20 protein-coding genes and 3 tRNA genes are annotated in these 25,229 nt (G+C 56.3%); 5 read left to right on the top strand and 18 right to left on the bottom strand.

What is annotated here, in order from left to right:
* Window positions 1-49 precede the first annotated feature (49 nt).
* The 4 genes from tig to CHB79_RS19540 form a co-directional block, all read right to left on the bottom strand.
* Window positions 50-1,360, bottom strand: coding sequence for a trigger factor (tig, locus tag CHB79_RS19525; protein WP_010490215.1), 1,311 nt, complete (start codon window positions 1,358-1,360; stop codon window positions 50-52).
* A 516-nt stretch (window positions 1,361-1,876) separates the two neighbouring features.
* Window positions 1,877-1,961 (bottom strand) — tRNA-Leu (locus CHB79_RS19530).
* A gap of 59 nt (window positions 1,962-2,020) precedes the next feature.
* A tRNA-His gene (locus CHB79_RS19535) sits at window positions 2,021-2,096 on the bottom strand.
* Between the two features lie 30 nt (window positions 2,097-2,126).
* Window positions 2,127-2,203, bottom strand: a tRNA-Arg gene (locus CHB79_RS19540).
* A 280-nt stretch (window positions 2,204-2,483) separates the two neighbouring features.
* Between CHB79_RS19540 and folD the strand changes: the two genes are divergently transcribed.
* Window positions 2,484-3,338: a bifunctional methylenetetrahydrofolate dehydrogenase/methenyltetrahydrofolate cyclohydrolase FolD gene (gene folD / locus CHB79_RS19545; protein ID WP_089361114.1), complete on the top strand. Its 855-nt coding sequence runs from the start codon at window positions 2,484-2,486 to the stop codon at window positions 3,336-3,338.
* A 78-nt stretch (window positions 3,339-3,416) separates the two neighbouring features.
* On the opposite strand, the gene CHB79_RS19550 is transcribed toward folD, so the two are convergent.
* From CHB79_RS19550 to CHB79_RS19575, 6 genes are all read right to left on the bottom strand, one after another.
* The gene (locus CHB79_RS19550; RefSeq protein ID WP_089361115.1) at window positions 3,417-5,159 is read right to left on the bottom strand and encodes an ABC transporter substrate-binding protein; all 1,743 of its coding nucleotides are present in this window, start codon (window positions 5,157-5,159) and stop codon (window positions 3,417-3,419) included.
* A gap of 61 nt (window positions 5,160-5,220) precedes the next feature.
* Window positions 5,221-5,493, bottom strand: a complete 273-nt coding sequence (locus tag CHB79_RS19555) for a DUF2160 domain-containing protein (protein WP_089361116.1) — start codon at window positions 5,491-5,493, stop codon at window positions 5,221-5,223.
* Between the two features lie 10 nt (window positions 5,494-5,503).
* Complete coding sequence (locus CHB79_RS19560) at window positions 5,504-6,301, bottom strand: carbohydrate ABC transporter permease (RefSeq protein ID WP_089361117.1); 798 nt, start codon at window positions 6,299-6,301, stop codon at window positions 5,504-5,506.
* Between the two features lie 11 nt (window positions 6,302-6,312).
* Complete coding sequence (locus CHB79_RS19565; RefSeq protein ID WP_089361118.1) at window positions 6,313-7,176, bottom strand: carbohydrate ABC transporter permease; 864 nt, start codon at window positions 7,174-7,176, stop codon at window positions 6,313-6,315.
* Window positions 7,163-8,329, bottom strand: coding sequence for an ABC transporter ATP-binding protein (locus tag CHB79_RS19570; protein ID WP_089361119.1), 1,167 nt, complete (start codon window positions 8,327-8,329; stop codon window positions 7,163-7,165). The genes CHB79_RS19565 and CHB79_RS19570 overlap by 14 nt, the downstream gene beginning before the upstream one ends.
* Window positions 8,329-9,423, bottom strand: a complete 1,095-nt coding sequence (locus CHB79_RS19575; RefSeq protein WP_010490229.1) for an ABC transporter ATP-binding protein — start codon at window positions 9,421-9,423, stop codon at window positions 8,329-8,331. Before CHB79_RS19575 ends, CHB79_RS19570 begins: the two co-directional genes overlap by 1 nt.
* A 385-nt stretch (window positions 9,424-9,808) precedes the next feature.
* Between CHB79_RS19575 and CHB79_RS19580 the strand changes: the two genes are divergently transcribed.
* Complete coding sequence (locus CHB79_RS19580) at window positions 9,809-11,710, top strand: sigma-54-dependent Fis family transcriptional regulator (RefSeq protein WP_089361120.1); 1,902 nt, start codon at window positions 9,809-9,811, stop codon at window positions 11,708-11,710.
* A gap of 71 nt (window positions 11,711-11,781) precedes the next feature.
* Here the strand turns inward: CHB79_RS19580 and CHB79_RS19585 are convergent, their stop codons facing one another.
* The 3 genes from CHB79_RS19585 to CHB79_RS19595 form a co-directional block, all read right to left on the bottom strand.
* Complete coding sequence (locus CHB79_RS19585; protein WP_089361121.1) at window positions 11,782-13,335, bottom strand: arylsulfatase; 1,554 nt, start codon at window positions 13,333-13,335, stop codon at window positions 11,782-11,784.
* Between the two features lie 334 nt (window positions 13,336-13,669).
* Complete coding sequence (cysS, locus tag CHB79_RS19590) at window positions 13,670-15,052, bottom strand: cysteine--tRNA ligase (protein ID WP_089361122.1); 1,383 nt, start codon at window positions 15,050-15,052, stop codon at window positions 13,670-13,672.
* Window positions 15,053-15,157: 105 nt separating this feature from the next.
* A complete protein-coding gene (locus CHB79_RS19595) occupies window positions 15,158-16,822 on the bottom strand; it encodes a glutamine--tRNA ligase/YqeY domain fusion protein (RefSeq protein ID WP_010490237.1) in 1,665 nt (554 codons plus the stop codon).
* 465 nt (window positions 16,823-17,287) lie between these two features.
* On the opposite strand from CHB79_RS19595, the gene CHB79_RS19600 reads away from it, so the two are divergent.
* Both CHB79_RS19600 and lpxH read left to right on the top strand, forming a co-directional pair.
* Complete coding sequence (locus tag CHB79_RS19600) at window positions 17,288-17,782, top strand: peptidylprolyl isomerase (RefSeq protein WP_010490239.1); 495 nt, start codon at window positions 17,288-17,290, stop codon at window positions 17,780-17,782.
* On the top strand, window positions 17,779-18,504 hold the full coding sequence (lpxH, locus tag CHB79_RS19605; protein ID WP_089361123.1) for a UDP-2,3-diacylglucosamine diphosphatase: 726 nt from the start codon (window positions 17,779-17,781) through the stop codon (window positions 18,502-18,504). The genes CHB79_RS19600 and lpxH overlap by 4 nt, the downstream gene beginning before the upstream one ends.
* A gap of 49 nt (window positions 18,505-18,553) precedes the next feature.
* Here the strand turns inward: lpxH and CHB79_RS19610 are convergent, their stop codons facing one another.
* From CHB79_RS19610 to CHB79_RS19630, 5 genes are all read right to left on the bottom strand, one after another.
* Complete coding sequence (locus CHB79_RS19610; protein ID WP_089361124.1) at window positions 18,554-20,083, bottom strand: DHA2 family efflux MFS transporter permease subunit; 1,530 nt, start codon at window positions 20,081-20,083, stop codon at window positions 18,554-18,556.
* Window positions 20,084-20,139: 56 nt separating this feature from the next.
* Window positions 20,140-21,348: an HlyD/EmrA/EmrK family protein gene (locus CHB79_RS19615; protein ID WP_089361125.1), complete on the bottom strand. Its 1,209-nt coding sequence runs from the start codon at window positions 21,346-21,348 to the stop codon at window positions 20,140-20,142.
* Window positions 21,349-21,364: 16 nt separating this feature from the next.
* A complete protein-coding gene (locus tag CHB79_RS19620; protein ID WP_089361126.1) occupies window positions 21,365-22,846 on the bottom strand; it encodes an efflux transporter outer membrane subunit in 1,482 nt (493 codons plus the stop codon).
* Complete coding sequence (locus CHB79_RS19625; RefSeq protein WP_010490249.1) at window positions 22,843-23,319, bottom strand: MarR family winged helix-turn-helix transcriptional regulator; 477 nt, start codon at window positions 23,317-23,319, stop codon at window positions 22,843-22,845. The genes CHB79_RS19620 and CHB79_RS19625 overlap by 4 nt, the downstream gene beginning before the upstream one ends.
* A 154-nt stretch (window positions 23,320-23,473) precedes the next feature.
* Window positions 23,474-24,079, bottom strand: coding sequence for a MiaE family protein (locus CHB79_RS19630; RefSeq protein ID WP_010490251.1), 606 nt, complete (start codon window positions 24,077-24,079; stop codon window positions 23,474-23,476).
* Window positions 24,080-24,347: 268 nt separating this feature from the next.
* Here CHB79_RS19630 and CHB79_RS19635 point away from each other — a divergent pair, with 268 nt between their 5' ends.
* On the top strand, window positions 24,348-25,211 hold the full coding sequence (locus CHB79_RS19635) for a universal stress protein (protein WP_089361148.1): 864 nt from the start codon (window positions 24,348-24,350) through the stop codon (window positions 25,209-25,211).
* The last annotated feature ends 18 nt before the right edge of the window (window positions 25,212-25,229 follow it).

Below are 25,229 nucleotides of genomic sequence, written 5' to 3' on the forward strand. Positions count from 1 at the left end.
AAGCCAGCACGAGGGCTGGCTTATGGTGTGTTCGAACGAGGTAAAGAAATCAGTCGGCTTTTGGAGCTTCCACCGGCTTGACAGCTTCTTCGTAAGAGACCTTTTTATCGGTCACATTCGCCTTCTGCAAAACAGTATCTACAACTTGCTCTTCGAGCACAACAGAGCGAACTTCGTTCATCTGCTGATCGTTCTTGTAGTACCAGGAAATAACCTGCTCAGGCTCTTGGTAAGCAGAGGCCATTTCAGTGATCAACTCTTTAACGCGAGCATCATCCGGCTTCAGATCGAACTGCTTGACTACCTCGGCAACGATCAAGCCCAGCACCACACGACGCTTGGCCTGCTCTTCGAACAGCTCGGCTGGCAGTTGGTCTGGCTTGATGTTGCCGCCGAACTGCTGAACAGCCTGAACGCGCAGACGGTCAACTTCGCTCGACAGCAGCGCCTTTGGCACTTCGATCGGGTTGGCAGCCAGCAAGCCGTCCATCACCTGGTTCTTGACCTTGGATTTGATGGCTTGGCGCAGCTCGCGCTCCATGTTCTTGCGAACTTCGGCGCGGAAACCTTCAATGCCGCCTTCCTTGATACCGAACAGCGCGAAGAAATCGTCATTCAGCTCAGGCAGCTTTGGCGCAGCAACAGCAGTCACATTGACAGTGAACTCTGCGGTTTTACCGGCCAGGTCGAGGTTTTGGTAATCTTCAGGGAAGGTTGGATTGATGACCTTCTCTTCACCAGCCTTGGCGCCAACCAGGGCGTCTTCAAAGCCAGGAATCATACGACCAGAACCCAGAACCAGCTGGGTGCCCTTGGCCGAACCACCTGCGAACTCAGCACCGTCGATCTTGCCAACGAAGTCGATAGTCAGCTGGTCGCCAGTTTCAGCGGCACGCTCAACAGCTTCAAAGCTGGTGTTCTGCTTACGCAGGATATCCAGCATGTTGTCGACATCAGCATCAACAACTTCAGCTTCCAGGCGCTCGACAGCTATGGTGTCCAGGCCGGTTACTTCGAACTCGGGAAACACTTCGAAAGTAGCGACGTACTCGAGGTCCTTGCCCTTTTCGAACGACTTTGGCTCTACCGCTGGCTGGCCAGCCGGGTTCAGCTTCTGCTCGACAACAGCTTCATAGAAGGTCGCCTGGATCAGCTCGCCCAAGGCTTCTTGGCGCGCCGAGTCTTCGTAGCGCTGACGAATAACGCTCATCGGTACCTTGCCTGGACGGAAGCCAGGGACCTTGGCGCGACGAGCAGTCTGCTGCAGACGCTTGTTGACTTCGGTCTCGATGCGCTCGACGGGTACACCGACGGTCATGCGACGCTCGAGTACGGAAGTGTTTTCAACAGAAACTTGCATTGATAATCCTCGTTGCACAGACATTAAGCCGACTGTTTCCAGTCCCAGATCAAGGGCATGCATTCTAGAGGGTCAATTTACAGAAGTCACCCTAGATGCAGGCGGCAAACGGGAGATAACTAATAGATGGTGCGCACGCAGAGCCTTGGACTCATGCATTGGCCACCATCGCAGCAACGCCTTTAAATACGGGCGCTGTGCTTTGTTAATCAGCGTATTTGTGTTCCCCAAACGCGGTAATGGTCTAGCCAGGTACAGCCTTCAGGGCACAGCCGGGGCGCATAATACACCTTTTGTATTGACCAATGGTAAAAAGCTATTTTTCACCAGCGCCGCAGCGACCTGCTCCGGCAAGACAATACAAATCAACGGCTTAACCAGCCCCTGCGCAATGATTCAGGCATACAGGCATCATCCGCCTGAAACACCCTTAAACGAAAAAAGGCAGCCGTTGCGGGCTGCCTTTGAACTTTGCTTTCAGATCGAACGTTTCCCGACTGAAAACACTACCTTAATTGGTGCGGACGGAGAGACTCGAACTCTCACAGCTTGCGCCGCTGGAACCTAAATCCAGTGTGTCTACCAATTTCACCACGTCCGCAAAACAAGGGGGTGAAACATAAGAGCCAGGCCTAAGGCCTGGCTCTTATTTCAGCAATATGGGGTGGACGATGGGGATCGAACCCACGACAACAGGAGTCACAATCCTGTGCTCTACCAACTGAGCTACGCCCACCATATAACTACTTGAGCCAAAGCTGCCAAATGGCACGCCCGGCAGGACTCGAACCTGCGACCATCCGCTTAGAAGGCGGATGCTCTATCCAGCTGAGCTACGGGCGCTTATCCATCTGCAGAAGCAGACTTTAAGCTTTCGGCATTCTCACAAACACTTACCAGATAAGTAGCTTGCTTGTTTGCCGTCTTACCCAGCGACTGGCTGTGCTCGACAAGCGGGGCGAATGTTAATGGCGGATTACATATCCGTCAACACTAAAATCAAAAAAAATCAGTGAGATAAAGGAGTTACACGAATTTCGTGGCTTAGCGCCTTTGCCCCACGCCTGCTCCGTGCGAGAATACGCATCCTTTTTCCACCCTCTCTAATGGTTAACCACGCGCAATGACCGCACAACTGATTGACGGTAAAGCGATTGCTGCCAGCCTTCGCCAGCAGATAGCCAAATCTGTCGCCGAGCGACGCCAGCAAGGACTGCGAGCGCCGGGCCTTGCTGTGATCCTGGTGGGCAGCGACCCTGCCTCTCAGGTTTATGTCTCGCACAAACGTAAGGACTGTGAAGAAGTAGGCTTCCTGTCGCAGGCCTATGACCTGCCAGCCGATACCCGCCAGGAAGATTTGGCGGCACTGATTGATCAATTGAACCAAGACCCAACCATCGACGGGATCCTTGTTCAACTGCCGCTTCCCGAACACCTCGACTCTTCGCTGATTCTTGAGCGAATTCGCCCAGATAAAGATGTCGATGGCTTCCACCCTTACAATATTGGCCGCCTTGCGCAGCGCATGCCGCTGCTGCGTCCATGCACACCAAAAGGCATCATGACCCTGCTCGAAAGCACCGGCGTCGACCTTTATGGCTTGCACGCGGTGGTCGTTGGCGCATCGAATATTGTCGGTCGACCAATGGCCATGGAGCTGTTGCTCGCCGGTTGCACCGTGACAGTGACTCACCGTTTCACCAAGGACCTGGCTCGCCACGTTGGCGATGCCGACCTGCTGGTGGTCGCGGCTGGCAAGCCTGGGCTGGTCAAGGGCGAATGGGTCAAGCCGGGCGCGATCGTGATTGATGTCGGGATCAACCGCCAGGAAGATGGCAAGTTGATTGGTGATGTGGTGTACGAAACCGCCCTGCCTCGCGCAGGCTGGATCACACCCGTACCCGGCGGTGTTGGCCCGATGACGCGCGCAGGCTTGCTGGAAAACACCTTGCACGCGGCAGAACACCTGCACGACTAAGCACAGGGCTTGAATAAAAAACGGCAGGCGCTTAGCGTCTGCCGTTTTTTATTTGTGCGAGCTTTACTCTGGCTTGGCTTACTTGCGCGCCTGCTCCCATGATTTCAGCAGGTCGGCGTAGTTAACCGTCTCCCCCTTGGGCTTCTCGTTAGCCAGCTTGGGCTTTGGCGCGCCCGGTTGATCCAACCAGTACTGCGGATCACGGGGCTCGTTAAGCTTGGGCCCACATTCGCCCAGTACATTGGCCCGCTCCAAACGACCGAGCATGGTGTCCTGTGCTGCGGCCAGGCCATCCAAAGCCTCTTGCGGGGTTTTGTCGCCACTGGCGGCCTCGGCAATAAACTGCCACCAGAGCTGCGCCAGGCGCGGATAATCGGGCACATTGGTACCTGTTGGCGTCCACTGCACACGCGCCGGGCTGCGATAGAACTCAACCAGACCACCCAGTTTCGGCGCGATGTCGGTCATGGCCTGCGAGTTGATGTCCGACTCACGAATAGGCGTCAGGCCAACCAGGGTCTTCTTCAGCGACACGGTTTTCGAGGTCACGAACTGCGCATACAGCCAGGCGGCAAGACGCTGTTTCTCAGGCGTCGACTTGAGGAAGGTCCATGATCCGGTGTCCTGATAACCGAGCTTCATGCCCTCTTCCCAGTACGGCCCTTTAGGCGAAGGCGCCATCCGCCACTTTGGCGTGCCATCAGCATTAACCACCGGCAAACCTGGCTTGGTCATATCCGCGGTAAAGGCGGTGTACCAGAAGATTTGCTGGGCAATGTTACCCTGTGCAGGCACGGGCCCTGCTTCAGAGAAAGTCATGCCCTGCGCTTCTGGCGGTGCGTACTGGCGCAGCCAATCGACGTACTTCTGGGTCGCAAAGACGGCCGCCGGAGCATTGGTGGCACCGCCACGGGCAACGCTCGAACCCACCGGGCGACATCCGTCTACCCGAATACCCCACTCATCAACTGGCAGGCCATTGGGCAAGCCCTTGTCGCCGCCGCCCGCCATGGAAAACCAGGCATCGGTGAAGCGCCAGCCGAGCGATGGGTCTTTCTTGCCGTAATCCATGTGGCCGTAGACTTTCTTGCCGTCGATCTCCTTGACATCTTCAGAGAAGAACTTGGCGATGTCTTCGTAGGCCGACCAGTTGACCGGCACACCCAACTCATAGCCATATTTTTCCTTGAACTTGGCTTTCAGGTCAGCGCGCTCAAACCAATCCGCGCGAAACCAGTAAAGGTTGGCGAACTGCTGGTCGGGTAGTTGATACAGCTTGCCATCCGGCCCGGTGGTGAAGGATATGCCGATAAAATCGGGCAGATCCAGGGTTGGCGAAGTGAAGTCCTTGCCTTCGTTGGCAATCATGTCGCTGATGGCCACTGCCTTGCCGTAGCGAAAGTGAGTGCCGATCAGGTCAGAGTCGTTGATATAGCCGTCGTAGATGTTTTTATCTGATTGCATCTGGGTTTGCAGCTTTTCAACCACGTCGCCTTCTTGCATCAGGTCATGGGTGAGCTTGATCCCGGTGATTTCACTGAAGGCCTTGGCCAGCACCTTGGACTCATACTCATGGGTGGCGATGGTTTCGGATGCCACGTTAATGGTCATGCCGCGAAACGGCTCTGCCGCCTTGATAAACCACTTGAGCTCGGCCAGTTGTTGTTCAGGCGTGAGTGTCGAGGGACTAAACTCACTTGCCATCCATTTCTTCGCCGCATCCTCATAAGCATCGGCCCAAGCCGCGCCACTGAGTCCGGACAACGCCAGCAAGGCAGCCAGCGCCATGCTATGTCGGGTTTTGTTGTTATTTTCGAACATAGAGACCTCCATCTCAGGGTATTTACCAAAGCCAGGAAATGCCGCTACCAACTGCCCTCCACTAGCCCCAACGCATCACTACAACCAACCACACCACGGACAGCGCCGAGGCTATCCAGACACTCCAGTCAGTCACACCTATCACCATGAGATGCAGGTATGCGCTGCCTAAAAGCCCGATAAACAAACGATCACCACGACTGGTGGCAATAGGTAAAAAGCCGCGGCGCTCAACACAGGGCGAACGCAACTCCCAAACCGTCATACCAACCAGCAACAAGCCGATACCGCCAAAAAACAGCGCTGTCGGTAATGTCCAGGCCATCCACTCCATGGGATTCTCCTTACACCCGGCCCAGGGCAAAGCCCTTGGCCACATGGTTGCGCACGAACCAGATCACCAACATGCCCGGCAAAATGGTCAAGACTCCAGCAGCGGCCAGCACGCCCCAGTCGATCCCCGAGGCTGAAACCGTACGCGTCATTACCGCGACGATGGGCTTGGCATCCACCGATGTCAGGGTTCGTGCCAACAGCAGCTCAACCCAGGAAAACATGAAGCAGAAAAATGCCGTCACTCCAATTCCGGAGCCAATCAGCGGGATAAAGATCTTCACAAAGAATTTGGGGAAGCTGTAACCGTCGATATAAGCCGTCTCATCGATTTCCTTCGGCACGCCGGACATGAAACCCTCGAGAATCCACACCGCCAGGGGCACGTTGAATAGACAGTGCGCCAGGGCCACTGCGATATGGGTGTCAAACAAGCCGATCGATGAATAAAGCTGGAAAAACGGCAGCAGAAACACAGCGGGCGGCGCCATGCGATTGGTCAGCAGCCAGAAGAACAGGTGCTTATCACCGAGAAAGCGGTAGCGCGAAAATGCATAGGCGGCCGGCAAGGCCACACTGAGCGAGATCAGGGTGTTCAAGCTCACGTAATACAATGAATTGAGGTATGCCTGATACCAACTCGGGTCGGTGAAGATCACCCTGTAGTTATCCAGCGTAAAGCTGCTGGGCCAGAGCGTCAGGCTGCCCAGAATCTCGGTATTGCTCTTGAACGACATGTTCACCAGCCAGTAGATCGGCACCAGCAGAAACAGGATATAGAGCACCAAAACCACGCGTTTACGTAACATTGCCCGCCTCCTCAACTGTTCTTATCGCTGTGGGTCATGGCGGTGTAGAACAGCCATGACACCAACAAGATGATCAGGAAGTAGACCAGGGAGAATGCAGCCGCCGGACCGAGGTCGAACTGGCCGACAGCCATTTTGGTCAATGTCTGGCTGAGGAAGGTCGTTGCATTGCCGGGGCCGCCCCCGGTCAGCACAAAGGGCTCGGTATAGATCATGAAGCTGTCCATGAAACGCAGCATCACAGCAATCAACAACACACTCTTGAGCTTGGGCAACTGGATGTAGCGAAACACCGCCCAGGATGAAGCGCGATCAATACGTGCAGCCTGGTAATACACATCGGGAATCGCCCGCAGGCCTGAATAACACAGCAGCGCCACAAGTGAGGTCCAATGCCAGACATCCATCACCAGCACCGTGACCCAGGCATCAGTGGTATTGGACGCATAGTTGTAGCTGATGCCCAGCGCATTCAGGGTCCAGCCCAGCAGGCCAATGTCGGCGCGGCCAAATATCTGCCAGATGGTACCGACGACATTCCATGGAATCAGCAATGGAATCGCCATCACGATCAAGCAGGCTGACGCCCAGCGCCCCTTGGTCGGCATGGTCAGGGCAATCGCAATGCCCAGTGGAATTTCGATCAGCAATACACAGCCTGAATAAATAAACTGGCGCAACAGGGAGTCATGCAGGCGCGAGTCACGCAGCACCTGCTTGAACCAGTCAACGCCAACGAAGAAGCGGCTGGATGAGTCAAATATGTCCTGCACCGAGTAGTTGACCACGGTCATCATCGGCACTACCGCGCTGAACGCCACCAGCAAGAACACCGGCAACACCAACCACCAGGCTTTATTGTTATGCACTTTCATGGCGCGCCTCCTGTGCGTCTACCGTGACCAGAAAGTCATCGGCATAGACCATCAGCCACTGCGCCGAAAAACTCACCGATGCCCGATGCCTGGGTACGACCTGATCCTCTTGCAGGCGCACCTTGAGCGGCTGGCCATCCAGGTTCAGGCTGAGGATTTTATATGTGCCCAAGTCCTCGACATGTACCACCTCGGCGCTAAAGGCGTCGCTGTCGGCCGCGACTTCAACCAAGGATTCAGCACCGGGAAGATCGCTGCCGGGAAGATCCCAGAGATGAACAAACTCGGGTCGAATACCTATTTTCAATTGCTGATAATCCAGCGAATCAAGTCGCTGGTTGAGCGCCGCGCCAAGGCTCAAGCGAGTGTTGGCAAAGCAGACTCCATCCGCGCAACGCTCGACTTCGATCAAGTTCATCCCGGGGCTGCCAATGAAATAACCGACGAAGGTATGGCTGGGCCGCTCGAACAGTTCACGCGGTGTACCAAACTGCACAATCTGGCCGCCATACATCACCGCGATCTTGTCGGCAAAGGTCGAGGCCTCCAACTGGTCATGGGTGACGTAGATCATGGTGATATTGAACTGCTCGTGAATCTGCTTGAGCTTGCGCCGCAGTTTCCACTTCAGGTGCGGGTCAATCACCGTCAGCGGCTCGTCAAATAGAATCGCCGAGACGTCATCACGCACCAGGCCACGGCCCATGGAGACTTTTTGCTTCTCATCGGCGCTCAGGTTGCTGGCCTTTTTCGTCAGCAAAGGATGCAAATCCAGCACTTCGGCAATCTCGTGCACCTTGCTCAATACTTGCGGTTCAGCCATGCCCTGGTTACGCAGTGGAAAGGCCAGGTTATCGAACACGGTCATGGTGTCGTATACCACTGGAAACTGGAAAACCTGGGCGATATTGCGCATTTGCGGGGTCAAGTCGTTGACCACCCTTGAATCAAACAACACCTGGCCATGGGACGGGCTGAGCAGCCCGGAGATGATGTTCAGCAGTGTCGACTTCCCACAACCTGATGGCCCCAGCAGCGCATAGGCACCGCCCTGCTCCCAGGTATGGTTCATTTCGCGAATCGCATATTCAGCGGCGCTGCTTGGCGTGCGACTGTAGCTATGGGCAAGATTCTGCAAGCGGATCTCAGCCATCAGGCAGCCCTCCCCGTGCGTCGCGCTGGGGCCTGCTTGAGTTGGCCCTGAACATCAAAGACAAATAATTTGTGGGTAGGGATATAAATCAGAATCGGTGTATCCACGTCGTACTCATGTACACCGGGAAGGTGCAGCACCAACGAGAACTGCTCGCCTCGCACATGCAGGAAGGTTTCCGAACCGCTTATTTCGGCAAGGTCAACCGTCACCGCCAGCTCGAGGTCATCATCATTGGAAGGCACCAGGCCAATATGGCTTGGGCGCATGCCAAACCGGTATTCGCCGGGCTCAAGCTGTTGCAAGTCAGGGTTCAGGGGAAAATGCACGGTATCGGCAAAACTCACTTCGGTCCCGCTGATCTGGCCTGGGAGAATATTGATTGGTGGTTCAGAAAACAGCTCTGCAGCCAATATATGCTGCGGACGGTGGTAGACCTCGGGCGTATTGCCGCTCTGGATAATGCGTCCCTGGTGCAAAATGGTTGTGGTACCCCCCAGCGCAAGCGCTTCATTCGGCTCGGTGGTGGCGTAGATGGCAATGGTATGGCGTGCGGCAAATAGCTCGCGCATCTCCTGGCGCAGCTCTTCGCGCAATTTGTAATCCAGATTGACCAGCGGCTCGTCAAACAGAATCAGGGAAGCATCCTTGACCAGCGCCCTGGCCATGGCCGTGCGCTGTTGCTGGCCGCCGGAAAGCTCCAGGGGAAAACGCTTGAGCAAGCCCTCGATGCGCAGCATCTTGGCCGTGGCGTGGACTTTCTCGGTAATTTCGGCCTCCGAGCAACGCGCCTGGCGCAATGGCGAGGCGATATTCTCGAATACGCTGAGCGTGGGGTAGTTGATGAACTGTTGATACACCATCGACACGTTGCGTTGGCGTACTGGGATGGCGGTCACATCCGCACCATTCATCAGGATCCGCCCCTTACTTGGACGGTCCAGGCCGGCCATCAGTCGCATCAGGCTGGTTTTCCCGGACAGGGTGCGTCCCAGCAGCACATTGAATGAACCAGGCTCGAAACTCAGGCAGGCATCGTCGATGTAAACCTGGTTATCAACCCAACGGCTGACATGCTCCAGCGTCAGTGACATGGCGTTTCCTTTTTTTGTTATGCCATTTCACACAACCAAGCGATGTCCGTGCCAGTTCAGCGATTATTGTTCTATGTTCTTGTCTGGCAATGCATATTTATTTATGGCCGCGGCAGTTTCTGTAGCTCACTGAACAGCTTTGAACAGTTGTGGACTGAACAACTGAACAGCCGGGCGTTGACATTGAACAGTCATCAGCGACACTCAGTAAACCGGCAAAACCACAGGGACTGAACGCGCGAAATTCGGTTTCGGCCAAGCGTTCGGCTACAAGCAAATGCCTTGCTCGGCCTGGCCAATGCTGTTGCATTGTGGGCATGAGAATAAGTGCGGCGAAGACCGTGGCTAACAACAATAAGAAACACTGCAACGGAGAACTGCCTGCATGGCTGAATCTGCCCGCATACTGACTCACCAGGCAATTGTTGAGGATTCCTGGTCACGCTGCCGCGAATTTGGCCTGACGCATCAGACAGCGCCTAGCTTTGGCTCCCCGGTGCGAGGCGAAGTCAGCGCCCTGCTTGAGCGCCATCAAAGCCTTGTCGTCACGACGCACCAGGAAGTCCTGCCGTATTACGGCAACATCCTCGCCAACTCCAATTGCCTGATCATGCTGGCGGACAACCGGGGCCAGGTCTTGCAGTCATGGGGCGATCAACGCTTTCTCGACGCAGAACGCAGTGCGGGCTTTGTCGCTGGCGCCAGCTGGCAGGAACGCCAAACCGGCACCAATGCCATAGGCACTGCCCTCAATTGTGCCCAGGCGGTACATATCCAACACGACGAGCATTACCTCAAGGCCAACCGATTCATGACCGGCTCCGCCTCGCCTATCTTCGATGAACAGCGCCAGGTGATTGCGATACTCGATGTCTCCAGCGACAGCTATTTGCCACCCTCGCACACGTTGGGCATGGTCAAGATGATGAGCCAGTCGGTGGAAAACCGGTTGATCCTGAACCTGTTCAAGCAGCACTATTTTCAGCTGACCTTCAACACCAGCCTCAATAACCTAGAAAGCCCCTGGGCGGGGCTGGTGGTGTTCGACGAAAGCGGCCAGGTGATATCGGCAAATCGTCGGGCGGACAACCTTCTCGGCACCAGCCTGGCGCTGGTCAATATCGAAATGTTATTCGATGTGCCGCTGCAGCAGTTGCTCAACCAACCCTCCGGCCAGCCGTTCAACTTGAAAGCCGGCGGACGCTTTCGTTTCCATGCCCATATCACCCAGCCACTGCAGCCCGTAGCACCAACCGCCCGTGATTTCCGGCGGCAGGCCAAGGGCGCGGCAATCTCTCAAGACGATCATGGCCTGCCCGCCGATAACCTAAGCCTGGATAACCTGAGCATGGGTGATGCCCGGGTCGACAAGGCCATCCAGCAAGCCCAACGCCTGATCGAGAAAGACATCCCCCTGCTCATCCATGGCGAAACCGGCGTGGGCAAGGAAGTTTTCGTCAAAGCCTTGCACCACGCCGGCAGTCGCGCGGCGCAGCCATTGATTGCAGTCAACTGTGCCGCCATTCCCAGCGAGCTGGTTGAGTCCGAGCTCTTTGGCTACGAGAAAGGCGCCTTCACCGGCGCCAACCAGAAAGGCAGCAGTGGCCTGATCCGCAAGGCAGACAAGGGCACGTTGTTTCTCGATGAAATCGGTGACATGCCAGCGCGGGTCCAGGCGCGTCTGTTGCGAGTGCTGCAAGAACGTTGCGTGCAACCGCTGGGCAGCAGTGAAAACTACCCGGTGGATATCCGCTTGATCTCGGCGACCAACCGTCCACTGCGAAATGATGTTGAACAGGGCTTGTTCCGCCAGGACCTTTACTACCGGATTAACGGGCTCAGCCTCGAACTGCCCCCGCTACGTGAACGCAGCGATAAAGCCGCCTTGTTCAAACGCCTGTGGCAGCAATACCGGGAACCACAGCAATGGGCAGGCTTGAGCAATGAAGTACTTGAATTGTTCAATGCGCACCCATGGCCCGGTAATCTGCGCCAGCTCAGCAGTGTGATCCAGGTCGCCCTGGCAATGGCTGATGATCAGCCGATCAGAGTCGAGCATCTGCCGGATGATTTTATTGCCGAGCTGCAGGCCCACCAGCCAGCGACAGCAAGTTCCATGGCGCAAGCAAACACCGGCGCTGGCACCCATGGTGGCATGAGCGGCGCGTCTGACCTCAATCAAAAACTACAGGCCTGCGCCGGAAATGTATCGCAACTTGCCCGGCATTTAGGCGTAAGCCGCAATACCCTCTACAAGCGCCTGCGTGAGCAAGGTGTAAAAACATAGGTCTGGTGCAAGGGTACAAAAAACCGCTCGAAAGCGGTTTTTTTGTACCTCTGGACAGCTGGCGCAAAGGCCTATTTGCCTTTGAAATCCATCAGTTTTTCAACCATTTGGTCGATCGTGAACGAGGCTGGGCGCTGACGTGGCGGGAAATCCTTGAACGTCATCAGGAACTGCTGGGTACGGAAGATCCCAGGGAAGATTGCCGACTGGGCTTTCTTGTCCCACCACACGTTGTAGCTGTTGGAATCTGTATCGGCACGCTCGAATGGATCACGACGCAGGTTGAACAGCTTTGGCGCACGCAGGTCTACGAAGGGATCGCGCCATACATCAAAGCGGTGCGCGCGCTGCTCAGCATAAACAACCTTCCAATCACCATCACGCATGCCCAGCAATTTACCGTCGTCACTGAAGTAGTAGAAATCAGTACGCGGGCCTTTAGGTTCCTTGCCCTCAAGGTACGGCAATTGGTTGTAGCCATCGAGATGGACCTTGAAACTCTTGCTACCGGCCGTGTAGCCAGTGAGCAGTTTCTCTTTGACATCCGGTACACCAGCGGCAGCCATCAATGTTGGAACCCAGTCCTGAGCCGAGACTATCTCGTTGGAAACAGAGTTAGCCTTGATGTGGCCTGGCCAGCGAATGATTGCCGGGACGCGATAACCACCTTCCCAGTTGGTGTTTTTCTCACCACGGAATGGGGTGATTCCGGCGTCAGGCCACTGGTTGAAATGCACACCGTTATCGGTGGTGTAGATCACGATGGTGTTTTTAGCGACACCCAGGTCATCAAGCTTCTTGAGCAACTCGCCGACCTGGCCATCATGCTCGACCATGCCGTCGTTATAGAAACCCTGGCCCGAAAGCCCCTTGGTTTCTTCCTTGATGTGGGTGTAGTAATGCATGCGCGTTGAGTTAAACCAGACGAAGAACGGCTTGTCTTGTTTAACCGCCTTGTCCATGAAGTTAAGCGACGCATCCAGGAATTCCTGGTCGATGGTTTCCATGCGCTTGCGGTTCAGCGGGCCAAGATCTTCGACCTTACCGTCGGCGGTGCTGTGAATGATTCCGCGCGGGCGAATGGCTTTATCGATGACCGGGTTCTTGGTCCAGTCCTCGTCCTCAGGCGCTTCCTCGGCATTGAGGTGATAAAGGTTGCCAAGGAACTCGTCAAAACCATGGTTGGTCGGTAAAAATTCGTCGCGATCACCCAAGTGGTTCTTACCGAACTGGCCGCTGGTATAACCCAATGGCTTGAGCAATTCGGCCAGCGTCGGATCTTCTTTTTGCAGCCCGACTGTCGAGCCAGGCATACCGACCTTGGTGAGCCCCGTACGTACCGGGTGCTGGCCTGTAATGAAGGCTGCGCGACCGGCGGTACAGCTTTGCTCCCCGTAATAATCGGTGAACATCATGCCTTCATTAGCTATGCGGTCGATATTGGGCGTTGGATAGCCCATCATGCCGTAGCTGTATTTGCTGATGTTAGTGATGCCAATATCATCGCCCATTATCACCAGAATATTGGGCTTATCGGCGGCAGATACCAGGGAGGCTGCGCATACCGAAGACGCTAGCAGCGCGGCCGTGCCGATGGTTTTTAGACGTACTCGTAACCAAGTCATCAGGACATCCTTTGAGTCATTATTATTAGCCTGCGGAGCAAGCGTGGGCATCGATGAACCCAGTCGTTGCTGGGCAAATGCCCACGACAATCACGCGTTAACTCCAACCTTCACAGGCACCGACTGCACGCGTGACAACGCCAGTAGGTGCCTGAGGTTCAAACGAAACAGTGCTCCAGGCTGCAAGGTACGGCTTTGCCATATGCCTGCGCTTGACATTACACGACAAAGGTTTGTTTTTACGTGACAGGTTTTGACATCAGCAACCTCTGCCCCACCATCGGCGCATAAAAAAAGCCGCATAAGCGGCTTTTCTTACAGGCTTGAAAACGCCTTACTCGGCTAAACGCCAGGTTGTACCGCCCTTGCCGTCCTCAAGAACGACTCCCATAGAGGTCAGTTGATCGCGAATACGGTCGGATTCAGCCCAGTTCTTCTCGCTACGCGCTTGCAACCGTGCAGCTATCAATGCGTCTACCTGCTCGGCATCAACCTTGCCCTGCGCTCCCGCTTGCAGGAAGGACTCAGGCTCAAGCTGCAGCACCCCCAGCACCGAAGCCAGCTGTTTCAAGCGCGCAGCCAAACCGGCGGCGGCCTCTAGGTCGGTATCGCGCAGGCGATTGATCTCACGAACCATCTCAAACAACACGGCGCAGGCTTCTGGGGAGTTGAAGTCATCATCCATCGCCTCGGCAAAACGCCCGGCATAGGCATCGCCACCAGCAGGAGCGGCCTCAGGCAACCCCTTGAGTGCGTGGTAGAAGCGCTCCAGCGCGCCCTTGGCTTCTTTCAGGCTGTCTTCGGAGTAGTTGATGGGGCTGCGGTACTGACTCGACACCAGGAAGTAGCGCACCACTTCAGGATGGTATTTTTCCAGCACCTCGCGGATGGTGAAGAAGTTGCCCAGGGATTTAGACATTTTCTCGCCATCCACGCGTACCGCGCCAGCGTGCATCCAGGCATTGGCGTAAAGCTTGCCGGTGGCGGCTTCGCTCTGCGCGATTTCGTTTTCATGGTGCGGGAAAACCAGGTCGGGACCGCCGCCGTGAATGTCGAATGTCTCGCCAAGGCAGCAGGTCGACATGACCGAGCATTCGATATGCCAGCCGGGTCGCCCTTCCCCCCATGGCGATGTCCAGCTTGGCTCGCCAGGCTTGGCGCCCTTCCACAGGACAAAATCAAGCGGGTCCTGCTTGGACTCGTCGACTTCAATGCGCGCCCCGATGCGCAGGTCTTCGATCTTCTTGCGCGAGAGCTTGCCATAACCGACAAACTTGCCCACCCGGTAATACACATCACCATTGCCCGGGGCGTAGGCAAAGCCTTTGTCGATCAGGGTTTGAATCATTTCGTGCATGCCGGAAATATGGCTTGTCGCACGGGGTTCCATGTCAGGACGCAGCACCGAAAGACGGGCTTCGTCTTCATGCATGGCAGCAATCATTCGCTCGACCAGCACTTCAAAGCCTTCGCCATTTTCCTGGGCGCGACGAATAATCTTGTCGTCGATATCAGTGATATTGCGCACATAGGTCAACTCATAGCCACGAAAGCGCAGCCAGCGTGCAATCACATCAAACGCGACCATCACCCGGGCATGACCGATGTGGCAGAAGTCATAAACCGTCATGCCGCAGACGTACATCCGTACCTGGTTGCCGACTAGCGGTTTAAGCGCTTCTTTGGTCTTGCTCAAGGTGTTGTAGATGGTCAGCATAAAAAATCCTTAAACGCGGCCCTTTAAGCCACAAAATCTGCTGCATAACCCAGGGCCGCAGGCTCACTGCGGCCCTGGATTACTCACTCAGCCCTGTGCCTGGGCTCAACCCCAGGAGTCACGCAGGGTTACGGTGCGGTTGAAGACCAGCGCACCCGGCTTGGAATCTTTCGAGTCGAGGCAGAAGTAACCTTCGCGCTCAAACTGGAAACGATCGTCAACCGTTGCGTTGGCCAGCGACGGCTCGGCGCGACAGCCCTTGAGCACGACCAGCGACTCGGGATTGATGTTGTCCAGGAAGCTACCGCCTTCATCGGCTTTTTCCGGATTGGCCGAGCGGAACAAACGGTCATAAAGCCGCACTTCACACTCAACGCTGGCAGCGGCTGGCACCCAGTGCACCACCCCCTTGACCTTGCGCCCTTCCGGGTTCTTGCCAAGGGTTTCAGGGTCGTAGGAGCAACGCAGTTCGATCACATTGCCCTCGGCGTCCTTGATCGCTTCATCGGCACGAATCACATAGCTGCCGCGCAAACGCACCTCGCCACCCGGCTCGAGACGCTTGTAGCCTTTTGGCGGGTTTTCTTCGTAGTCGCCAGCATCGATATAGATCTCGCGGGCAAACGGCAGCTCACGGGTGCCCATGTCCTGCTTTGGATGACGCGCCAGGCTGAGTAGCTGAACCTCATCCTCCGGGTAGTTGGTGATCACCACCTTCAGGGGCTTGAGCACGCACATGGCACGCGCGGCGTTGGCGTCAAGATCTTCGCGGATGGCGAATTCAAGCATACCGATATCCACCACGCCGCCGGCACGATTGACCCCGATCATGTCGCAGAAGTTACGCATCGATGCAGGCGTGTAGCCACGACGGCGATAGCCAACCAGCGTTGACATGCGTGGGTCGTCCCAGCCATTTACATGGCCTTCGTCCACCAACTGCTTGAGCTTGCGCTTGCTGGTGATGGTGTAGTTGAGGTTAAGCCGCGCAAATTCATACTGGCGTGGCTGTGCCGGTACAGGCAAATGCGCCAGGAACCACTCGTACAGCGGACGATGGTCTTCGAACTCAAGGGTGCAAACCGAATGGGTAATGCCTTCTATGGCATCGGACTGGCCGTGCGTGAAGTCATAGCTTGGGTAAATGCACCACTTGTCTCCCGTCTGGTGGTGATGGGCATGGCGTATGCGATAGAGAATCGGGTCGCGCAGGTTGATGTTTGGCGCTGCCATGTCGATTTTAGCCCGCAGCGAGCGTGCGCCATCGGCAAATTCGCCTGCTTTCATGCGGGCGAACAAATCCAGGTTTTCTTCAACCGAACGGTCACGAAACGGGCTGTTCCTGCCCGGCTCGGTCAAGGAGCCACGGTATGCCCGCGACTCTTCAGGCGACAGGTCGCAAACATAGGCATCACCGGACTTGATCAGCGCTACAGCCCAATCATGCAGTTGGTCGAAGTAGTTGGAGGCGAAACGTACGTCGCCTGCCCACTGGAAACCCAGCCATTGCACGTCCTGCTTGATCGCATCGATGTATTCCTGGTCTTCCTTGGCCGGGTTGGTGTCATCGAAACGCAAATGACAGTCACCACCAAACTCTTTAGCCAGGCCGAAGTTCAGGCAGATCGACTTGGCGTGGCCAATATGCAGGTAACCGTTCGGTTCCGGCGGGAAACGGGTAATAACCTTCGCGTGCTTACCTGACTCCAGATCAGCCTGGACGATGGGGCGAAGGAAGTTCGTTGCGGCGGGAGTCTCTGACTTGCTCATGGTGTCCTTGATCATGCAGGTTCGCGGCTTAGCAACGGCCGACTAAAACGATGAATGCGCTGAAAACCTCTAGACCAGTGTGCTGAGCGAGCGTTACAACATTGCATTGGCGCTATCGCAGAACCACGCTACCGGGGTAGCGCAAACGATAACCAAGCGGTGCACGACAATCACAATGGTGATGGTTTTCCGGCAATTGCAAAGCGCCTATCATAGCCGAAGCTGTCAACCCCCTGACAGGCCTTGAAACCAGTTCATTTGCGCTGCGTAGCACTTAAGTTACGTTTACAATACCCGCTGCACCGATGAGCGCATCTAAAACTCGCGCAAAAATGCGGCCTGCAAAGCCACGGACACGCAGATCCTTTACCTCTGCGCCATGACCTGACGCACGAGTTTCAGGGCTTTGTGGGTTGGCTTAGCGCGCCCCAGCCTCCTGCTTATTTTGATAGAGCGATTACTACCATGATCAAGCTGCACACCAACCACGGCGTTATCACCCTGACCCTGTTTGCCGACAAGGCGCCAGAAACCGTGGCCAATTTCAAGGAATACGTAAAAAGCGGCCACTACGATGGCACCGTTTTTCACCGCGTGATCAGCAACTTTATGGTTCAGGGTGGCGGTTTTGAACCTGGCATGAAACAGAAGCCGACCAACGCCACCATCAAGAACGAAGCCAACAACGGCGTTTCCAACAAAGTGGGCACCGTTGCCATGGCGCGCACCATGGAGCCACACTCGGCCTCTGCCCAGTTCTTCATCAACGTAGCCGACAACACCTTCCTCGACCACACCGCACCTACGGTCCAAGGCTGGGGCTATGCAGTGTTCGGCGAAGTGACCGATGGCATGGATGTAGTCGAGAAGATCAAGGGCGTGCCTACCACCATGAAGTCTGGCCACCAGGATGTTCCGGTGGACGACGTCATCATCGAGCGTGCCGAGATCGTTGAGTGATCCTACTGATCTCTGATCTGCACCTTGAACAGGAGCGCCCGGACATTACCCGGGCGTTTCTGCATTTCCTCGGCACCCGCGCACGCCAGGCTGAGGCGCTGTACATTCTCGGGGATTTCTTCGAGGTCTGGATTGGTGACGATGCAATCAGCCCCTTTCAACGTTCGATTGCAGACGCACTGAAACAACTCAGTGAAAGCGGCACCGCCATATTCCTGATGCATGGCAATCGCGACTTCATGATTGGCCAGCGCTTTTGTCGCGAAGCCGGCTGCACTCTGCTGCGCGACCCCAGCGTAGTCGAACTGGCCGGTGAAGCTGTGTTGCTGATGCATGGCGACAGCCTGTGCACCCGCGATGAAAACTACATGCGCATGCGCCGCTACTTGCGCAACCCCCTGAGCCTGTGGATTCTGCGACACCTTCCACTGGGGACTCGCCATAAGCTCGCGCGCAAGCTACGCAATGAAAGCCGGGCCCAAACCCGGATGAAAGCCAGCGACATTGTCGACGTCACCCCGGATGAAGTCAGCCGGGTCATGGCCGAACACGGCGTCAAGACCCTGATCCACGGTCATACCCACCGACCGGCCGTGCACAAGCTGCTGGTAAACGGCGAGCCCGCCAGGCGTATCGTCCTGGGGGACTGGGATCGTCAAGGCTGGGCCTTGCAGGTCGATGAAACCGTCTTCAACCAGGCGCCATTCAGCCTCGACGCCTGATAAAAAACGGTGCCTTTGCACCGTTTTTCTCAACCGACACTCTTCCTGATCAGTGCCCTGCGGCTGCTGGCCCTGCGTTGGCGGTAAAGGGTGGCTTGGCCAGCCATACAATGAGTATCAGGCTTATGAACACCCAGCCCATAAGGGTGAAGTAATCCACGGTCGAGACCATGTAGGCCTGGCTGGTCAGGGTCTGCTCAAGTTGGGCATAGGACTGGACGTTGGCCCCACCGAGCTGATCCAGCGCCTGGCGCGTTACCGGGTCGTACACGCTGATATGCTCACTCAAGTAGGCGTGATGCACTTCGGAGCGACGTATCCAGATCCAGGTGGTCAGCGATGCGGCAAAACTACCGCCCAGATTACGCAGGAAAGTCGCCAGTCCCGAGCCATCTGCAATCTGATCCGGCGGCAAGTCCGAGAGCAGGATGCTCAACGTTGGCATGAAGAACAGTGCGACACCTATCCCCATGAACAGCTGGACCAGGGCGATATGCTGAAAATCAACTTGCGAGTTGAAGCCGGCGCGCATGAAGCAACTCGTGCCAATCGCCAAAAATGCGATGCCTGCCAGAATTCGCAAGTCGAACTTATGCGCATAGTTGCCCACGAATGGAGACATCAGCACCGGCAAGACGCCAAGCGGCGCCACGGCCAGGCCCGCCCAGGTCGCGGTGTAGCCCATCTGCGTTTGCAGCCACTGGGGCAAGATCAGGTTGATGCCAAAGAAGCCGGCATAGCCCCCAACCAGCACTATGGTGCCGATCCGGAAGTTGCGATGGGCAAACAGACGCAGGTTGACGATCGGATGACGGTCTGTCATTTCCCAGATAATGAATATCGCCAGTGAGATCGCCGAGATCAGCGTGCCGATCACGATGAAATTCGACTCGAACCAGTCCAGGTCATTGCCCTTGTCGAGGACAATCTGCAGCGCGCCGACACCGATGATCAGGGTCAGCAAGCCAATGTAGTCGATAGGCTGATGACTGGTGACCACCGGCCGCTTGCGCATTTGCTGGGTCACCACGAAGGCGGCAAACAAACCTATTGGCACATTGATAAAGAAGATCCATGGCCAGCTGTAGCTGTCGGTTATCCAGCCGCCAAGAATTGGCCCGGCAATGGGCGCCACAACAGTCACCATCGCCAGCAAAGCCAGCGCCAGCCCCCGTTTGGCCGGGGGATACACCGCAATCAACAGGGTTTGTGTCATCGGGTACAGCGGCCCGGCCATCAACCCCTGTAGCACCCGAAAGCCCACAAGCTCAGGCATGGAGCGCGAAATCCCACACAGAAATGAAGCCAGTACGAACAGCATGGTGGCCCAGACAAACAGCTTTACCTCGCCATAACGGCGGCTCAGCCATCCGGTCAGCGGCAAGGCAATTGCGTTGCTGACGGCGAACGAAGTAATGACCCAGGTGCCCTGCTCCGCACTGACCCCGAGGTTGCCTGCGATCGTCGGCAGCGCCACGTTGGCAATAGTGGTATCGAGGACCTGCATGAAGGTCGCCAACGACAAGCCAATGGTGCAAAGCAACAAGCTGGGCGGTGTGAAAGAAGCTTGAGAGCTCATCACCACTCCTTAATGTATTAAGACTGGCCTCGCCCGATAAGCGAGGCCCGAGGGGATTAACGCGCCGCGGTTTTGGCCACTGGCTCGCTGTTGTCCTTGATCAGCTTGCTGATCAGGGCATCGGCATCAGCCAGCTGCTGCTTGTAGACATTGGTGGTGTACGAGGCCTTGACCGGCGGCTGCTGGGCCAGGACCGGGCCGCTTTGGTCGTGCAGGTTGACATTGACCAGGGTTGACAGGCCAATGCGCAGCGGGTGCTTGGCCAACTCGTCGTGGTTGATATGGATGCGCACCGGAACACGTTGCACGATCTTGATCCAGTTGCCGGTAGCGTTTTGCGCGGGCAAGAGTGCAAAAGCACTGCCAGTGCCCGCCCCGAGGCTGTCGACCGTGCCGTTGAAAGTCACGTCATCGCCATACAGGTCGCTGGTGATCTCGACTGACTGTCCAATACGCATTTTGCTTAACTGGGTCTCCTTGAAGTTGGCATCGATCCACACTTGATCCAGTGGCACCACGGCCATCAACGGCGTGCCCGGCTGGACGCGCTGGCCAAGTTGCACGGTACGCTTGGCCACGTAACCGGTCACAGGAGCAATCAAGGCACTGCGTGCATTGTTGAGGTAGGCTTGACGCAAATCGGCTGCCGCAGCCAGCACATCCGGATGCGAAGCGATAACGGTGTCATCGACCAGCGCCCGGGTGCTGTTGAGTTGTTGTTGCGCGTTATTCAAGGCGCTTTGCGCCGAGGTCAGTGCATCACGGGCGTGGGACAGTTCCTCGCGGGAAATCGCCCCGCCAGCGGCCAGGCTCTGCCGGCGCTGGTAGTCTTTCTTGGCTTTTTGCACCGCAGTCAACTGTGTTTGCACCTGCGCCTTCATGGCATCGACATTGCTGTACAAGCCGCGCACCTGGCGTACGGTGCGCGCAAGATTGGCCTTGGCGCTTTGCAACCCAACCAATGCATCGCTTGGATCGAAGTTGACCAGCACCTGGCCCTCATGCACCAGGTCACCATCATCGGCACCAATACTGACAACAGTGCCGGTAATCAGTGGCGTGATCTCGACAACGTTACCGTTGACGTAGGCATCGTCGGTGTTTTCATTCCAGCGCCCATAAAACTCGTACCAGGCCGCAAAGCCCAAGCCACCGAGAATGACCACCAGCAAGAGTACAAACAGCCAGGTTTTGCGCTTGCGCTTATTGCCCGCATCAACTGCTTGTTGGTTTTCAGCGGGTTCAGAATGAGTAGCTGTAGCCATGGCAAGTTACCTTTGATTATTCAGTGAGCGGCGCGTTGGCGTGCGCGCTTAGCGATGTGGTGTCGAGGGCTGTGGTATCAGGTTGGTAACCACCACCTAGCGCCTCCATAAGCAGGATCGACAAGTTGATTTGTTCGGCATTGAGGTTGGCCAGCTGGCGCTGTGCGCCGAGTAGCTGCTGCTCAATGCTCAACACGTCGAGATAATTGCCTATCCCCGAGCCATAGCGGTCGGCGACAGTGTCGTAGGAGTTCTGTGCAATCCGGGCAGCAAGGCTTTGCGAATCTATTTGCTGGTCAATCGAGCGCAACTGGCTGATGGTGTCACTGACCTGCCCCAGCGCCTGCACCAGGTTCTTGTTGTACTGAGCAACCGCCAGGTCGTAATCGGCATCGCGCGCATCAAGATCCGCACGTAGGCGGCCCCCGTCAAACAGCGGCAGCGACAGGCTTGGGCCTATGGAGAAAAATCGGCTGGCATTGCCAAACATGGCATCGCCCAGCAGCGATTGCACACCACCCGAGGCGCTCAGGTTGAGATTGGGGTAAAAGCGCGTCTTGCTGGCATCAATATTTTTGCTGGCGGCTTCAACTCTCCAGCGTGATGCGACTATATCCGGGCGCCGCCCAAGCAACTCAGCCGGCAACTGGCTGGGCAAGGCAACGGCACTGGCCTGCAAGATCGCAGGCCGGGCGATTTGCTCACCACGGTCAGGTCCCTTGCCAAGCAACACCGCCAGAGCAATCTTGGCGCTTTGCAGATTCTTTTCCGAGGCAAGCAACTGCTCTTTGGAACTGGCGGCAAGACTCTCGGATTGCTGGTACTGATAAACACTGTCAATACCTGCATCCATGCGGCGCTTGCCGAGCTTGACCATCTGCGTGGTGCGCTTTAGGTCTTCAAGGGCCAGGTCATGCAGCGCATGGGCTTGGCCCAGGTTGTTGTAGGCTCGGGCCACGTCGGCGGCAATCGTCAGCTGTGCAGCTTTCTGATCCACTTCCGCGGCGCGTGCCTGCCCCAGGGCGGCCTCCCAAGCGGCACGTTGCCCTCCCCACAAATCGAAGTTGTAGTTGAAGTCTATGGCTGCGCTGCGCAAGGTGCTGTAACGGCTGCCCTCGCCCGTGGGATCCTGGACGCGGGCCAAGCGCTCACGATCAACTCCGGCCTGGGCATCAATTTGCGGCATTCGCTCGGCATCCACCGCATAGGCTGCGGCACTTGCCTGGTGCGCACGCGCCTCAGCCACCTGCAGGTCCGGACTGTCTCTCAGGGCTTCTTCAATCAACCCATTGAGCTGGGCATCGCCGAGGCTTCTCCACCAGTCGCTTTTGGGCCAGCTGGCCGGGGAAACCTTGACCTCACTTAACGACTTCTGGGCTTGCAGTTCACTGGCATCAATGCCCGTGCCCGAAGTATTGAGACCTGAATAATTGGCACAGCCGGCAATACTCAGCGCCAGCAGTGCAAGGGAAAATTGCTGCCTGATTGCGCGACTCATTGATGATCACCCAGACGTTGCATAGTGATGGTGTCTCCTGCGCTGAACAGTATTTTCTTGAGGATTCTCTCGAGCATGGCGCGCTCTTCCGGCTCCAGCACCCCAAGCAACTCATCCATCGCAGCAGTACCGATTCTTGGCAGTTGATTCGCCAACGCCAGTCCGTCTTCGGCCAACGCCAGGCGCACATGACGGCGGTCTTCGGCACAGCGACGCCGGATAACCAATTGCTTGTGCTCAAGCCGATCGAGCATGCGGGTCATGGCACCACTGTCCAACGACAGTTGCCGGCAGAGCTCGGCTGGGGTATCCACCTCAAAGTGGGCAATCATGATCAGCACCTTGAACTGCGCTGCCGTGACCGAATAAGGCTCCAGGTTGCGGTCCAGGATCTGGTCTTTAAGCAATGCCGTACGACCGATCAACAGGCCCATCACGGAAAATGGAAATAATGGCGGGGTTGGATTACTCATTGCGCACCTAAAAAGCTGCCTAGGCAGAGAATGCGCTAGATATTACTGCCTAGGCAGCTATATTTCAAAACATTTTGTTGCATTTTTCAGGCGCGAGCGAGCCGCAAGCCAAGGCTTGCTGCTGAAAACCGCGTTTTAGAGGGGGTACAGCAGGTCAGGAGGCGACTGGCACGCCACTGTGAAAGCGAAACTCTGTGTCGGGGCTGGCAATCAGTTCCTGCTCGATTGCCCTTATCCGCTCGATGCTCCGCTCAACATCCGCCGCATCGCCAAACTGATAGGCAAACTTGAGGTAATGCTGGTAATGCCGAGCTTCCGACTTCAGCAAACCATGGTAGAATTTGCCGAGTTCTTCGTCCAAATGCGGGTAAATCTTGGCAAAACGCTCACAACTGCGCGCCTCGATAAAAGCACCGACCACAAGGGTATCGACCATCTTCACTGGTTCATGGTTGCGTACCCCGGCGCGTAAACCTGAGGCATAACGGCCGGCTGACAGTGGCCGCAATTCGATTTTGCGCTTTTTCATGATGCGCACGACTTGCTCATGGTGCACCAGCTCTTCACGGGCCAGGCGCGACATATAGACCACTAGGTCGGTATGGGTGTTGTACTTGGCAATCAGGCTCAAGGCGGTTGATGCGGCCTTGAATTCACAATTCTTGTGATCCAGCAGCATCACTTCTTGCTGGTCAAGCGCCGCATCGATCCAGCCTTGCGGTGTTTCACTGCCCAGAAACGCATTGATTTCAGTCAGCACAGGCACGCTCCGTAGTGATGGACACAAATAACCAAGCCAGCACTGTGGCTGACACTAGGGGCGTGCGAAGACGCGACAAACAATCAATATTGGCTGGCGGTTGCATAGGCTCACAACAATCAAGGACGAAACCGGCGTAGATACCGGCGGCACATTATACGAATGACACGGCGAACAGCTAGCCCGGCAGATTGACTTGCATCAACTACACAGTGCGCTGGTTGCATCTATAGTTGATGAAGTGGTGCAGATTCCCTGGGAGATCATCATGCAAGCAATCCGAAGCATTCTCGTTGTGCTTGACCCCGCACTGCCGGACGCTCTGGCGCTCAAGCGTGCCAAATTGATTTCCGGCGTCACCGGCTCGCACTTACACCTGCTGGTTTGCAGCCACAAAGGCGACCACTCGGCGTTTCTCGCAGACCTTTGCAGCATGGTGATTGACGAGGGCTTTAGCGTCAGTAGCAACCAGGCCTGGCGCGACAACCTGCACAACACCATTATTACCGAGCAGCAGGCCGAGGGCTGCGGCCTGGTCATCAAGCAGCACCTGCCAGACAACCCACTCAAACGCGCCCTTCTCACGCCCGATGACTGGAAACTCCTGCGCTATTGCCCCAGCCCGGTGTTGATGGTCAAGACCGATCGTCCCTGGACCGATGGAGTGGTGCTGGCGGCAGTCGATGTTGGCAACGATGACTACGAGCACAAGGCACTCCACGCCGGGATTATCAGCCACGGCTTCGAGATTGCCGGCCTGGCCCACGCCAAGCTGCACGTAATCAGCGCACACCCGACACCGATGCTGTCTGCCGCTGACCCAACATTCCAACTCAAAGAAACAATCGAGGCGCGCTACCGGGCAGCCTGCAAGGAGTTCCAGGCTGAGTTCGACATCAGCGAGGACCGCCTGCACATTGCCGAAGGCCCGGCCGACTCATTGATCCCACTTACTGCGCATAACCTTGGCGCGGTGGTCACCGTCATTGGCACTGTCGCACGCACGGGGATTTCCGGCGCATTGATCGGCAATACTGCCGAGGTGATTCTCGACGCGCTTGAGAGCGATGTGCTGGTACTCAAGCCCGACGACATTATCGACCACCTCGAAGAACTGGTCGCACAAGCCTAACCCCTCCCCTAAAGCTGC

The organism is Pseudomonas segetis, from assembly GCF_900188155.1.
Taxonomy (GTDB): domain Bacteria; phylum Pseudomonadota; class Gammaproteobacteria; order Pseudomonadales; family Pseudomonadaceae; genus Aquipseudomonas; species Aquipseudomonas segetis.

Bases quoted from the DNA above. Each gene is read 5' to 3' on its own strand.
- tig (WP_010490215.1), bottom strand. From the start codon at position 1,360: ATGCAAGTTTCTGTTGAAAACACTTCCGTACTCGAGCGTCGCATGACC.
- folD (WP_089361114.1), top strand. From the start codon at position 2,484: ATGACCGCACAACTGATTGACGGTAAAGCGATTGCTGCCAGCCTTCGC.
- CHB79_RS19550 (WP_089361115.1), bottom strand. From the start codon at position 5,159: ATGTTCGAAAATAACAACAAAACCCGACATAGCATGGCGCTGGCTGCC.
- CHB79_RS19555 (WP_089361116.1), bottom strand. From the start codon at position 5,493: ATGGAGTGGATGGCCTGGACATTACCGACAGCGCTGTTTTTTGGCGGT.
- CHB79_RS19560 (WP_089361117.1), bottom strand. From the start codon at position 6,301: ATGTTACGTAAACGCGTGGTTTTGGTGCTCTATATCCTGTTTCTGCTG.
- CHB79_RS19565 (WP_089361118.1), bottom strand. From the start codon at position 7,176: ATGAAAGTGCATAACAATAAAGCCTGGTGGTTGGTGTTGCCGGTGTTC.
- CHB79_RS19570 (WP_089361119.1), bottom strand. From the start codon at position 8,329: ATGGCTGAGATCCGCTTGCAGAATCTTGCCCATAGCTACAGTCGCACG.
- CHB79_RS19575 (WP_010490229.1), bottom strand. From the start codon at position 9,423: ATGTCACTGACGCTGGAGCATGTCAGCCGTTGGGTTGATAACCAGGTT.
- CHB79_RS19580 (WP_089361120.1), top strand. From the start codon at position 9,809: ATGGCTGAATCTGCCCGCATACTGACTCACCAGGCAATTGTTGAGGAT.
- CHB79_RS19585 (WP_089361121.1), bottom strand. From the start codon at position 13,335: ATGACTTGGTTACGAGTACGTCTAAAAACCATCGGCACGGCCGCGCTG.
- cysS (WP_089361122.1), bottom strand. From the start codon at position 15,052: ATGCTGACCATCTACAACACCTTGAGCAAGACCAAAGAAGCGCTTAAA.
- CHB79_RS19595 (WP_010490237.1), bottom strand. From the start codon at position 16,822: ATGAGCAAGTCAGAGACTCCCGCCGCAACGAACTTCCTTCGCCCCATC.
- CHB79_RS19600 (WP_010490239.1), top strand. From the start codon at position 17,288: ATGATCAAGCTGCACACCAACCACGGCGTTATCACCCTGACCCTGTTT.
- CHB79_RS19610 (WP_089361124.1), bottom strand. From the start codon at position 20,083: ATGAGCTCTCAAGCTTCTTTCACACCGCCCAGCTTGTTGCTTTGCACC.
- CHB79_RS19615 (WP_089361125.1), bottom strand. From the start codon at position 21,348: ATGGCTACAGCTACTCATTCTGAACCCGCTGAAAACCAACAAGCAGTT.
- CHB79_RS19620 (WP_089361126.1), bottom strand. From the start codon at position 22,846: ATGAGTCGCGCAATCAGGCAGCAATTTTCCCTTGCACTGCTGGCGCTG.
- CHB79_RS19625 (WP_010490249.1), bottom strand. From the start codon at position 23,319: ATGAGTAATCCAACCCCGCCATTATTTCCATTTTCCGTGATGGGCCTG.
- CHB79_RS19635 (WP_089361148.1), top strand. From the start codon at position 24,348: ATGCAAGCAATCCGAAGCATTCTCGTTGTGCTTGACCCCGCACTGCCG.